Annotated in this window: 12 protein-coding genes; 5 read left to right on the forward strand and 7 right to left on the reverse strand. The window is 71.6% G+C overall.

What is annotated here, in order from left to right:
• Positions 1-114 precede the first annotated feature (114 nt).
• Complete coding sequence (locus NQU55_RS09295; RefSeq protein WP_168092169.1) at positions 115-387, reverse strand: protealysin inhibitor emfourin; 273 nt, start codon at positions 385-387, stop codon at positions 115-117.
• A 29-nt stretch (positions 388-416) separates the two neighbouring features.
• Complete coding sequence (locus NQU55_RS09300) at positions 417-1,475, reverse strand: M4 family metallopeptidase (RefSeq protein ID WP_168092170.1); 1,059 nt, start codon at positions 1,473-1,475, stop codon at positions 417-419.
• 329 nt (positions 1,476-1,804) lie between these two features.
• Between NQU55_RS09300 and leuA the strand changes: the two genes are divergently transcribed.
• Both leuA and NQU55_RS09310 read left to right on the forward strand, forming a co-directional pair.
• Positions 1,805-3,574, forward strand: coding sequence for a 2-isopropylmalate synthase (gene leuA / locus NQU55_RS09305; RefSeq protein WP_168092171.1), 1,770 nt, complete (start codon positions 1,805-1,807; stop codon positions 3,572-3,574).
• Between the two features lie 210 nt (positions 3,575-3,784).
• Positions 3,785-4,522, forward strand: coding sequence for a tellurite resistance TerB family protein (locus NQU55_RS09310; RefSeq protein ID WP_168092184.1), 738 nt, complete (start codon positions 3,785-3,787; stop codon positions 4,520-4,522).
• Positions 4,523-4,534: 12 nt separating this feature from the next.
• Here the strand turns inward: NQU55_RS09310 and NQU55_RS09315 are convergent, their stop codons facing one another.
• Positions 4,535-5,659, reverse strand: a complete 1,125-nt coding sequence (locus tag NQU55_RS09315; RefSeq protein WP_168092172.1) for a hypothetical protein — start codon at positions 5,657-5,659, stop codon at positions 4,535-4,537.
• 97 nt (positions 5,660-5,756) lie between these two features.
• On the opposite strand from NQU55_RS09315, the gene recO reads away from it, so the two are divergent.
• Positions 5,757-6,503 carry a DNA repair protein RecO gene (recO, locus tag NQU55_RS09320; RefSeq protein WP_168092173.1) on the forward strand — a complete coding sequence of 249 codons (747 nt, stop codon included), beginning with the start codon at positions 5,757-5,759 and terminating at the stop codon, positions 6,501-6,503.
• A 30-nt stretch (positions 6,504-6,533) separates the two neighbouring features.
• A complete protein-coding gene (locus NQU55_RS09325) occupies positions 6,534-7,367 on the forward strand; it encodes an isoprenyl transferase (RefSeq protein WP_168092174.1) in 834 nt (277 codons plus the stop codon).
• A gap of 69 nt (positions 7,368-7,436) precedes the next feature.
• Here the strand turns inward: NQU55_RS09325 and NQU55_RS09330 are convergent, their stop codons facing one another.
• The 4 genes from NQU55_RS09330 to NQU55_RS09345 all read right to left on the reverse strand — a co-directional run bounded on the left by NQU55_RS09330 (position 7,437) and on the right by NQU55_RS09345 (position 10,682).
• Entirely contained in the window at positions 7,437-7,847 is a 411-nt protein-coding gene (locus NQU55_RS09330) for a transcriptional repressor (protein ID WP_168092175.1), read from the reverse strand.
• 95 nt (positions 7,848-7,942) lie between these two features.
• Entirely contained in the window at positions 7,943-8,833 is an 891-nt protein-coding gene (locus NQU55_RS09335) for a metal ABC transporter permease (protein WP_168092176.1), read from the reverse strand.
• A complete protein-coding gene (locus tag NQU55_RS09340; protein WP_168092177.1) occupies positions 8,833-9,600 on the reverse strand; it encodes a metal ABC transporter ATP-binding protein in 768 nt (255 codons plus the stop codon). Before NQU55_RS09340 ends, NQU55_RS09335 begins: the two co-directional genes overlap by 1 nt.
• A 20-nt stretch (positions 9,601-9,620) precedes the next feature.
• On the reverse strand, positions 9,621-10,682 hold the full coding sequence (locus NQU55_RS09345) for a metal ABC transporter substrate-binding protein (RefSeq protein ID WP_168092178.1): 1,062 nt from the start codon (positions 10,680-10,682) through the stop codon (positions 9,621-9,623).
• Positions 10,683-10,846: 164 nt separating this feature from the next.
• Between NQU55_RS09345 and NQU55_RS09350 the strand changes: the two genes are divergently transcribed.
• Complete coding sequence (locus NQU55_RS09350; RefSeq protein WP_058044533.1) at positions 10,847-12,229, forward strand: glycine--tRNA ligase; 1,383 nt, start codon at positions 10,847-10,849, stop codon at positions 12,227-12,229.
• Positions 12,230-12,375: the final 146 nt, after the last annotated feature.

Consider the following 12,375-nt stretch of genomic DNA (forward strand, 5'->3'; position numbering starts at 1 on the left):
CGGCACCGCCGGAGAAAAGGCCCGCCGCAACGGCGAAGGACCACAGCGGTGCGGGTCCGGCGGAAGGCGCGGGCACCGTAAACGGCACGCATGCCGGGATCCGCCGGCAAGGCGCTACGCGCCCTCCCGTAGTACCAGCCTGATCAGCTCGCGCTGATCATGGCTGACATGAGGGTCCGCGCAGTGCACCGTGCGGCCGTCCACATCGATCTCGTAGTGGAAGCCGTCCGGCACCCCCCGCACGCCCGCCGCCTCGGCGGGCGACGCGGCGAGCGCGCGGTGGGCCAGTGCCTGCACGTGGGTGGCGTCGGGCCGGCCGGAGGTGTCCAGCTCGGCCCGCCGCTCGATGCCGGCGAACCCGCCGGTCCGGGTGATGACGATCCGCATGGCGCCATTCTCGCCCCGGCGGGCGGTCCCTACGAGGTGGGAACGCCCACCTCCTCCCACGCCTTGAGGACGGCCTGGACCTCGTCGCCGTCGCCGTAGAGCGTGCGGGCGGCGGCCACGGTCAGCCGGGAGAAGTCCGCGAACTGGGCGTCCTCCTTCAGCTGCCCGCCGGTCAGCGTCGCGTACCAGACCTTGCCCGCGCGCTCCCAGGCGTTGCCGCCGAGCCGGGTGGCCAGCAGGTAGAAGGCCCGGTTGGGGATGCCGGAATTGATGTGCACCCCGCCCTGGTCCCGGGAGGTGCGGACGAAGTCGTCCATGTGGCCGGGCTGCGGGTCCTTGCCGAGGACGTCGTCGTCGTAGGCCGTGCCCGGCTCCTTCATGGAGCGCAGGGCCACCCCGCGGTCGATGCCCGGCCCCAGCAGCCCCTGGCCGATCAGCCAGTCGGCCTGGTCGGCGCTCTGCCCCAGGGAGTACTGCTTGATCAGCGAGCCGAAGACGTCCGAGACGGACTCGTTCAGCGCCCCGGACTGGCCGTAGTACTCCAGGTTCGCCGTGTACTGGGTGACACCGTGGGTGAGCTCGTGGCCGATGACGTCCACGGGGATGGTGAAGTCGAGGAAGATGTCGCCGTCGCCGTCCCCGAAGACCATCTGGCTGCCGTCCCAGAAGGCGTTGTTGTAGCCCTCGCCGTAGTGGACGGTGGCGTCCAGGGGCAGGCCCGCGTCGTCGATGGAGCGGCGGCCGAACGCCTTGAGGTACAGATCGAAGGTGGCGCCCAGCCCGGCGTGGGCGCGGTTGACCGTCGCGTCCTTCGAGGGGGCGTCGCCCTCGGCGTGGACCTTCCTGCCCGGCTGGACCGCCCGGTGCTCCGCGTCGTAGATCGTCCGGCGGGGGCTGTCGGAAGGGGTGCCCGCCGGGGCGGCGAGCCCGCGCAGCGCCGTGACCCGGCGCCGGGTGCGCTGCTGGGAGTCGTGCTCCAGGGTGCGCTGCGCGACATCGGCGCGCGCGGAGTCGTCGGCCCGTGCGAGCTTGTCGAGCACGTGCGGCGGGACGATGGTGCAGAAAACGCTGTTCACGTTGTCACTCATGGCCCGAATCTGGCAGCGGCCCCCGGCCTTGTCAGGCCCCGGTGCGCCGATTAACACAATCGAGTGGCACCGTTCCGTGTTCCGCTTGTGTCCCGCATGCTGGAACGCCCGTACCGCATCCCGTCCGGCTCGGCTACCGTGCTGTGCATCATGCGTTTCGGGCTGCTTCTTCTTAGCTGCCGCGGCGAGGGTCTGTAGTCGATCGGCCGACCCCCTCCCCGCGGTGTGAGGCGTTGCGGTCACCCGTGGTGACCTGCCCGTCGGCCTCCCCCCAGCTCGCCGCCGAGCCGGGGGAACCCCACCTCAGGACATACGAGGAGCCCCCGCAGATGCCCGAGACCTCCGCTTCCGTCGGCCGTCCCACCCCCCTCACCGCGGCGACCGTGACCCAGCGCCCCTCCGGGATGCCGGTGCACAAGTACCGCCCCTACGAGGCCGTGGACATCCCGGACCGCACCTGGCCCGGCAAGCGGATCACCGCGGCTCCCCGCTGGCTGTCGACCGACCTGCGCGACGGCAATCAGGCGCTGATCGACCCGATGTCCCCGGCCCGCAAGCGCGAGATGTTCGACCTGCTGGTCCGCATGGGCTACAAGGAGATCGAGGTCGGCTTCCCCTCCTCCGGCGCCACCGACTTCGACTTCGTCCGCTCGATCATCGAGGAGGACGCGATCCCCGAGGACGTGACGATCTCCGTCCTCACCCAGGCGCGCGAGGAGCTGATCGAGCGCACGGTGGAGTCCCTGCGCGGGGCCCGCCGCGCCACGGTCCACCTGTACAACGCCACCGCGCCGGTCTTCCGGCGGGTCGTCTTCCGCGGCTCGCGCGAGCAGGTGAAGCAGATCGCGGTCGACGGCACCCGCCTGGTCGTGGAGTACGCGGAGAAGATCCTCGGCGACGAGACGGCCTTCGGCTTCCAGTACAGCCCGGAGATCTTCACCGACACCGAGCTGGACTTCGCGCTGGAGGTCTGCGAGGGCGTCATGGACGTCTGGCAGCCCGAGGACGGCCGCGAGATCATCCTGAACCTGCCGGCCACCGTCGAGCGCTCCACGCCCTCCACCCACGCCGACCGCTTCGAGTGGATGTCGCGGCACCTGTCGCGCCGCGAGCACATCTGCCTGTCCGTGCACCCGCACAACGACCGGGGCACGGCCGTCGCCGCCGCCGAGCTGGCGGTCATGGCCGGGGCCGACCGGGTCGAGGGCTGCCTGTTCGGCCAGGGCGAGCGCACCGGCAACGTCGACCTGGTCACCCTGGGCATGAACCTGTTCTCCCAGGGCGTCGACCCGATGATCGACTTCTCGCAGATCGACGAGGTGCGGCGGACCGCCGAGTACTGCAATCAGATGGAGGTCCACCCGCGCCACCCCTACGCGGGCGACCTGGTCTACACCGCCTTCTCCGGCTCCCACCAGGACGCCATCAAGAAGGGCTTCGAGGCGATGGCCGGCACCGCCGCCGCCGAGGGCAAGGGCGTGGACGACATCGAGTGGGCCGTCCCCTACCTGCCGATCGACCCCAAGGACGTCGGCCGCTCCTACGAGGCCGTCATCCGCGTGAACTCGCAGTCCGGCAAGGGCGGCATCGCGTACGTCCTGAAGAACGACCACAAGCTGGACCTGCCGCGCCGGATGCAGATCGAGTTCTCGAAGATCATCCAGGGCAAGACCGACGCCGAGGGCGGCGAGGTCACCCCCGCCGAGATCTGGTCGGTCTTCCAGGACGAGTACCTGCCCACCGAGGGCAACCCCTGGGGCCGGATCGCGCTGCGCAGCACCCAGACCTCCACCACGGGCGAGGGCGGCGACGCGCTGACCGTCGAGGCCGTCGTGGACGGCGCCGACACGGTGCTGACCGGTACGGGCAACGGTCCGATCTCGGCCTTCATCGACGCGCTGGCCGCGACCGGCGTGGACGCCCGGGTCCTGGACTACAGCGAGCACACCATGAGCGAGGGCGCCACGGCCCGCGCCGCCTCGTACATCGAGTGCGTGATCGACGGCCGGGTGCTGTGGGGCATCGGCATCGACCCGAACACCACGCGCGCCTCGATCAAGGCCGTCGTCTCGGCGGTCAACCGGGCCTACCGGGGCTGAGGCGGGGCCGCCGGCGGTCCGCCGGCGGCCCGCTGCCGGTCCGCCGTCAAGGGGACGACGGGGAATCCACCGTATCCGGTGGCCCCGTGGCGGGTTCCCCCGTATGACGCCCGCACTCTGCGCACGGGGTACTGACGTCGCATCATCGATGTGGCTAACATCACGTCAACGCGGCGACGAGGCCGTGGCGTTATGGAGGTGTGCGCCGTGATGCACGCGCAGGGCCGACCCGGCCGGGACCGGTGTGTGGTGGGCGTACGCACCGTATGGCGCACGGTCGGCGACGGCGAGTTCTACTGCCCCGGCTGCGGCGGCGACCGCAATTACCGCCGCCGCACCGGGCGCCGCCGCCTGGTGGCCTTCGGCCTGCCGCTGCTGCCGCGCGGCCCCGTCGGGCCGGTCGTGGAGTGCTCCGCGTGCCGTGCCCGCTACGGCACGGACGTCCTCGACCACCCCACCACCACGCGCTTCTCCGCGATGCTGCGCGACGCCGTGCACACCGTCGCGCTCGCCGTCCTCGCCGCGGGCGGCACCGAGGCCCGTACGGTCCGCAGAGCGGCCGTCGGCGCGGTCCGGGCCGCGGGCTTCACGGACTGCAGCGAGGAGCAGCTGATCACCCTGATCGAGGCCCTCGCCGCCGACACGGGGCGCCTGCCCGGCGCCTACGGCACCGACCTGGGCACCCCGTCCCCCTACGCCGGGCGGGACGGCTTCGACCCGCGGGGCACGGCCCTCGCCATCGAGCTCCACGAGGCGCTGGAGCCCCTCGCCCCCCACCTCGCCCCCGCCGGCCGCGAATCGATCCTGCTGCAGGGCGCCCGCATCGCCCTCGCCGACGGCCCCTACCGGCCCGCCGAGCGCGAGGTGCTCGCCACGGTCGGCCGGGCGCTCATGCTCTGCCCGGAGGACACGGACCGGCTGCTGGCCGCGGCACGGACGCCGTCGTAGGGCCCCCGCCGCTCAGGAGCCGTACCCGGACAGCGGGACGGGCTCCTGCGCGCCCGCCCCGCCCGGGGCCGGCTCCTGCAGGGCGCCGAGGACCCACGGCGCGTGCTTGCGCTGCACACCGATGAGCACCTCCCCGTCGCCGTCGCGGCAGACCACGACCACCTGGCGGAGCGCCTTCCGCCGGCCCCCGGCCTCCGCGGTGACGCGCGCCGGGTCCGAGCGGTGGGGCACGCGGACGCCCTCCACGACCAGCGTGCGCGGCAGGGCCCTGCGGAGGGTGCGGCCCGCCGGGTCGGGGGTCACCGCGAGCAGGCCGGGGCCCGCCACCAGGTACGGGCCGATGAGCTCGGCGCCGTACGGGGTGTCCGCCGCGACCCCGCCCTCGAAGCGCTTCTCCTTGCCGGGGACGGCCGGGGCCAGGCCGCTCTCCGCCGGCCGCCGCCGCACCCGCACCCGCCACGAGGCGCCGAGGACGACCGGCACCGCCCCCGCGCCGGTCAGCGTCAGGGCCGTCGGCACCGTGTCCGTCACCAGGGCCGAGACGAACGCGACGACGGCGATCAGGATCCCCGCGCACGTGGGCACAGTGGTCTGCCAGGTGTACCGCTCGGGGGCGCGGGGGGAGTGCCGGACCATCCAGTAGGCGATCCCGGCGAACGTCGAGCCCAGGACGAGCAGCCCGAGGCCGCCGGCGAAGGGCAGGCGGTAGGCGTCCTTCGGCTGGTCGGCCGTCAGCTGCACGGTGCCGCGGTAGTCGACGAAGCGGATCTTTCCGCGCCAGTACGTCGCGCGCACCTTGTCGCCCGGCTTGACCTTCGCGAAGACCGAGAGCGGCCCGTTCATGTCCGCGTGGTGGGTGGAGCCGTCGCGCCCCGTGAACGTGAGCCAGTAGTGGGTCGTCTTGCCCTGCGGAGCGGTCTCGGTGTGCTTCACCGCGCCCTCGACCACCTTGCGGCACTCCAGGGCCGGCTCGTCGCCCACGCACGCGGGAGCCGTGGCGAAGGCCCGGCTGTCGGCGCGCCGGTCCGGCACGGTGACGAACAGCAGGAACAGCGCGGCGAGCACGCACAGGAGGGCCGCGGCGGCGGTGGAACGGACGGGGTGGCGCCTGCGGCGCCGGCGGCGGATGGGGGTCACCGGGTACTCACTGGGGGGAGGAAGATCGACATGGGGGTCACATTGTGCCTCCGGAGGCGGGGACGTTCAGCCTTCGTCGGTACGGGACAATAACTGCATGAGCCTCTTCCGCGACGACGGCGTCGTCCTGCGCACGCAAAAGCTCGGTGAGGCCGACCGCATCATCACCCTCCTCACGCGCGGCCACGGCCGCGTGCGCGCCGTCGCGCGCGGGGTGCGGCGGACCAAGTCGAAGTTCGGGGCGCGCCTGGAGCCGTTCTCGCACGTCGACGTGCAGTTCTTCGCGCGGGGGAGCGAGCTCGTCGGGCGGAGCCTGCCGCTGTGCACGCAGAGCGAGACCATCGCCGCGTACGGCGGCCCGATCGTCACCGACTACGCGCGCTACACCGCCGGCACCGCCATGCTGGAGACCGCCGAGCGGTTCACCGACCACGAGGGCGAACCCGCCGTGCAGCAGTACCTGCTGCTCGTCGGCGGCCTGCGCACGCTCGCCGCGGGCGAGCACGCCCCGGGCCTCGTCCTGGACGCCTTCCTGCTGCGCTCCCTGGCCGTCAACGGCTACGCGCCCAGCTTCGAGGCCTGCGCCCGGTGCGGAATGCCGGGCCCGAACCGTTTCTTCTCGGTGGCCGCCGGCGGCGTGGTCTGCGGGGAGTGCCGGGTGCCCGGAAGCGTCGTACCCTCCTCGGAGGCGATCGGGCTGCTCGGCGCGCTGCTGACGGGCGACTGGGCGACGGCGGACGCCTGCGAGCCGCGCCACGTCAGGGAGGGCAGCGGCCTGGTCGCGGCGTATCTGCACTGGCACCTGGAGCGCGGCCTCCGTTCGCTCCGGTATGTCGAGAAATAGGGAAACAGGGACCAAGGAGTAGTGGCACGCATGGCACGACGCGGGATTCTGGGCCGTTCCCGACGCGAGTACCGCACACCCGAGCCGCACCCGTCCGGGGCACGGCCGCCGAAGATCCCCGGCGAGCTGGTCCCCGAGCACGTCGCGATCGTCATGGACGGCAACGGCCGCTGGGCCAAGGACCGCGGCCTGCCGCGCACCGAGGGCCACAAGGTCGGCGCCGAGCGCGTGCTGGACGTGCTGCAGGGCGCGATCGAGATGGGCGTCGGCAGCATCTCCCTGTACGCCTTCTCCACCGAGAACTGGAGGCGTTCGCCGGACGAGGTGCGCTTCCTGATGAACTTCAACCGCGACTTCATCCGCAAGACCCGCGACCAGCTCGACGAGCTCGGCATCCGGGTGCGCTGGGTGGGCCGCATGCCCAAGCTGTGGCGGTCGGTGGCCAAGGAGCTCCAGATCGCCCAGGAGCAGACCAAGGACAACGACAAGCTCACGCTGTACTTCTGCATGAACTACGGCGGGCGCGCGGAGATCGCGGACGCGGCGCAGGCGATGGCGGAGGACGTGAAGGCGGGCCGGCTCGACCCGTCGAAGGTCAGCGAGAAGACCTTCGCGAAGTACCTCTACTACCCGGACATGCCGGACGTCGACCTGTTCCTGCGCCCCTCGGGCGAGCAGCGCACGTCCAACTACCTGATCTGGCAGAGCGCTTACGCCGAGATGGTCTTCCAGGACGTGCTCTGGCCGGACTTCGACCGCCGCGACCTGTGGCGCGCGTGCCTGGAGTACGCGTCGCGGGACCGCCGGTTCGGCGGGGCGATCCCCAACGAGCAGCAGCAGGCGGAGGAGCAGGGCACCGCGTGAGCTGAGCGCGCGCGGGTACGCACGAGGGCCCCGGGCATCGCCCGGGGCCCTCGGTGCACGCGGCCGGTGTCAGCGCTTCGCGGCGCACTCCCCGCACGTGCCGAAGATCTCGATGGTGTGCGCGACGTCCACGAAGCCGTGCTCCTCGGCGATGGAGTCCGCCCACTTCTCGACGGCGGGGCCCTCCACCTCGACGGCCTTGCCGCACAGCCGGCACACCAGGTGGTGGTGGTGCCCGCTGGAGCAGCGGCGGTAGACCGCCTCGCCCTCGCTGGTGCGCAGCACGTCGACCTCGCCCGCGTCGGCGAGGGACTGCAGCGTGCGGTAGACGGTGGTCAGGCCGACCGACGCACCGCGGTGCCTGAGCATGTCATGGAGTTCTTGCGCGCTACGGAACTCGTCCACCTCGTCGAGCGCGGCCGCCACCGCTGCCCGCTGCTTGGTGGACCGGCCGCGTACGGGGGGACCCGCGGTCGCCACAGTTGCCTCCTCCAGCTCGCCTGAACACCCATCCGCACATGTCGCACGGCAATTGTGCCAGTCCGCGCGGGCGGGTGGGCAAGCCCGGACGGGCGTCAGACCTTGACGTCGTCCCCCGCCGTGCGGGCGCCCGGCAGGTCCAGGGTGCACTCCTCGGCCGCCGCGGCCCTGCCCGCGCGCCGCTTCGCCAGGGGCGCGGCGAGCGCGGTGAGGACGACGAACAGGCCGATGGCGAAGAGCACGATGGTCGCGCCGGAGGGCACGTCGGCGTAGTAGGACGTGGCGGTGCCGGAGAGGGTCACCGTGACGCCGATGCCCACCGCGAGGGCGAAGGTCGCCTTGAAACTGCGGGCGATCTGCTGCGAGGCGGCGACCGGGATCACCATCAGGGCGCTGACGAGCAGCAGGCCGACGACGCGCATGGCGACGGTGACGGTGACGGCGGCGGTGACGGCGACGAGCAGGTTCAGCAGCCGCACCGGCAGCCCGGTGACGCGCGCGAACTCCTCGTCCTGGCAGATGGCGAAAAGCTGACGGCGCAGCCCGACCGTGGTGAGGATCACAAAGGCGGCCAGGACGCAGATCGCGACGATGTCCTCCTCCGAGACCGTGGCGATCGAGCCGAAGAGGTAGCTGCTCAGGTTGGCGCTGGAGCCGTTGTCGGAGAGGTTCATCAGCATCACGCCGCCGGCCATGCCGCCGTAGAAGAGCATCGCGAGGGCGATGTCGCCGCGCGTCCGCCCGTACCAGCGGATCAGCTCCATGACGACGGCGCCCGCGATGCACACGGCCGTGGCCGTCCACACGGGGCTGGAGTTCAGCAGGAAGCCGAGGCCGACGCCGGTGAGGGCGACGTGTCCGAGGCCGTCGCCCATCAGGGCCTGGCGGCGCTGGACGAGGTAGGTGCCGATGGCGGGCGCGGTGACGCCCACGAGGAGCGCCGCGAGCAGGGCCCGCTGCATGAAGGCGAGGTCGAGGATGTCCATCAGGTCAGCAGCCCTGTCCGAATCGGTTCCGCCGCCGGGCCGGCGTGCGGGTGTACGTGGTCGTGGCCGGGCAGCGCGTGCTGGCCGACGGCCTCCGGCGGCGGGCCGTCGTGGACGACGCAGCCGTCGCGCAGCACGACCGCCCGGTCGATGAGCGGCTCCAGCGGGCCGAGCTCGTGCAGCACCAGCAGCACGGTGGTCCCGCGGGCGACCTGGGCCCGCAGGGCGTCGGCGAGGACCTCCTGGCTCGCGAGGTCGACGCCGGCCATCGGCTCGTCCATGATCAGCAGCTCGGGTTCGCCGGCCAGGGCGCGGGCGATGAGGACCCGCTGGTGCTGGCCGCCGGAGAGGGCGTCGACGGAGTCCCCGAGCCGGCCGTCCATGCCGACGAGCTCCAGGGCGCGTATGACCGCCTCCTTGTCGGCCTTGCGCATCATCCCGAACCGGGTGCGGGCGAGCCGCCCGGCCGAGACGACCTCGCGCACGGTCGCGGGGACCCCGCCGGCGGCGGTGGTGCGCTGGGGCACATAGCCGACGCGGGCCCAGTCGCGGAAGCGCCGCCGGGGCGTGCCGAAGAGATCCAGCTCGCCGCCGGTGAGCGGCACCTGGCCGACGATGCTGCGCACGGCCGTGGACTTGCCCGAGCCGTTGGCGCCGAGCAGGGCGACGACCTCGCCGGGCCGTACGGTCAGGTCCACGCCGCGCAGCACCGGGCGGCCGCCCAGGCTCGCGGTGGCGCCCCGCAGGGATATGACGGGCTGCTCCATGGTGATCTCCTCCGGCGCGCTCACTTGGTGCCGAGTGCCTTCTGCAGGGCGGCCAGGTTGGCCTCCATGACCTCGACGTAGTCGCGGCCCTTGGACTTGTCCGTGATGCCCTCGAGGGGGTCCAGGACGTCGGTCTTCAGCTTCAGGTCCTTGGCCAGCGTCTTCGCGGTGTCCGGGCTCGCGAGGGTCTCGAAGAAGATCGTCGAGACGTGGTGCTCCTCCGCCAGCTTGTGCAGGTCCTTGATGCGGGCGGCGCTGGGCTCGGACTCGGGGTCGAGGCCGCTGATGGACTCCTCGGTCAGCCCGTAGCGCTCGGCGAGGTAGCCGAAGGCCGCGTGGGTGGTGATGAAGGTGTCCGAGGCGCGGTTCTTCAGCCCGTCCTTGAACTTGGCGTCCAGGGCGCCGAGCTTCTTCACCAGGGCGCCGGCGTTCTTCTCGTAGTCGCCCTTGTGCTCGGGGTCGGCCTCGGCGAGGGTCTTGGCGACGCCCTTGGCGACCTCGGCGTACTTCACCGGGTCGAGCCAGATGTGGGGGTCGGTGCCGCCCTCGTGGCCGTGGTCGTGGCCCTCGTGGCCGTGTTCGTCGTGCCCGTGCTCGTCGTGGTCGTGCCCGGCCTCCTCCGGCTCCCCGGAGTGGGAGTCGCCGTCGCCGGTGGTGTGGTGCTTGCCGTCGACCTCGGCGCCGTGCGCCTCCAGGTGGGTGAGGGAGGCCACGTCCACGGCGTGCTTGTTCTTCGACTGCTTGATCGCCTCGTCCACGGCGGGCTGGACGCCCTTGAGGTAGACGATCGCGCCCGCGTCGGCGAGGGAGCCGATCTGCCGGGGCTTGAGCTCCAGGTCGTGGGGTTCGACGCCGGGCTTGGTCAGGTTGGTGACGCTGACGTGCTCGCCGCCGATCTGCTCGGCGAGGTACTGCATGGGGTAGAACGACGCCACCACGGCGAGCTTGCCGTCCGCCGCCTTGCCCGCGGACTCGTCCGTGGAGCAGGCGGAGAGGCCGAGCAGCCCCAGTGCGGCGGCCGCGGCGACGCCGGCGGTGCGTATTCGGGGAGCGCGGAGGGGGTGGTGACGGCTTACGTTCATGACAGTCATTTTCAACAAAAATGGAAACGATTGTCAACAAGGGGGTCCGGGGCGGGGTGCGGAGGGGCATGGTCAAGCCAAGGCCAGAGCCGATTTGATTAGGAGGGTGGCAGCGCCGGTAACCTGAGTCATTCGCTGTTCGTCGTCGCAATGAAGAGAGCACCGTGGCCGCCGACAAGATCGACACCATCGTCAGCCTGAGCAAGCGCCGTGGCTTCGTCTATCCGTGCAGTGAGATCTATGGCGGACAGCGTGCCGCCTGGGATTACGGTCCGCTGGGCGTGGAGCTCAAGGAGAACATCAAGCGCCAGTGGTGGCGCTCCATGGTCACCTCGCGCGACGACGTCGTCGGTCTCGACTCGTCGGTGATCCTGGCCCGTGAGGTCTGGGAGGCGTCCGGCCACGTCGCGACCTTCACCGACCCGCTGACCGAGTGCACCTCCTGCCACAAGCGCTACCGCGCCGACCACCTGGAGGAGGCGTACGAGGCCAAGCACGGCAAGCTGCCCGAGAACGGCCTCGCCGACCTCAACTGCGCGCACTGCGGCACCAAGGGTGCCTTCACCGAGCCCAAGCTCTTCTCCGGCCTGCTGTCCACCCACCTGGGCCCGACCCAGGACTCCGGTTCGGTCAGCTACCTGCGCCCCGAGACCGCGCAGGGCATCTTCACCAACTTCGCCCAGGTCCAGCAGACCTCGCGGAAGAAGCCGCCGTTCGGCATCGCCCAGACCGGCAAGTCCTTCCGCAACGAGATCACGCCGGGCAACTTCATCTTCCGCACCCGCGAGTTCGAGCAGATGGAGATGGAGTTCTTCGTCAAGCCGGGCGAGGACGAGACCTGGCACGAGTACTGGATGGAGCAGCGCTGGAGCTGGTACACCGGCCTCGGCATGCGCGAGGAGAACATGCGGTGGTACGAGCACGCCGCGGAGAAGCTCTCCCACTACTCCAAGCGCACCACTGACATCGAGTACCGCTTCAACTTCGGCGGCACCGAGTTCTCCGAGCTGGAAGGCATCGCCAACCGCACGGACTACGACCTGAAGGCCCACTCCCAGGCCTCCGGCCAGGACCTGACCTTCTTCGACCAGGAAGCCGGCGAGCGCTGGTTCCCGTACGTCATCGAGCCGGCGGCCGGCCTGAACCGCGCCATGCTCGCCTTCATGCTCGACGCGTACAACGAGGACGAGGCCCCCAACGCCAAGGGCGTCATGGAGAAGCGCGTCGTGATGCGCCTCGACCCGCGCCTGGCCCCGGTCAAGGTCGCCGTCCTCCCGCTGTCCCGCAACCCGCAGCTGTCCCCGAAGGCCAAGGGCCTCGCCACGGACCTGCGCAAGAACTGGAACATCGAGTTCGACGACGCGGGCGCCATCGGCCGCCGCTACCGCCGCCAGGACGAGATCGGCACGCCGTTCTGCGTCACGGTCGACTTCGACACGCTCGAGGACAACGCCGTGACCGTCCGCGAGCGCGACACGATGAAGCAGGAGCGCGTCTCCCTCGACCAGATCGAGGGCTACCTGGGCTCGCGTCTGCTGGGCTGCTGACGCGGCAGGCCGCTGCCACTGCGCCACAGCCGAAGGCCCTGGTTCCCGCTCGGCGGGAACCAGGGCCTTCGGCCGTTTCGGCGACTCCGGCCCGCAGGGTGGCACCAGCTGCACCCCGCCCCCGGGCACCAGCGCCATCGATCCCT

The organism is Streptomyces telluris (assembly GCF_024519335.1).
Lineage (GTDB): Bacteria > Actinomycetota > Actinomycetes > Streptomycetales > Streptomycetaceae > Streptomyces > Streptomyces telluris.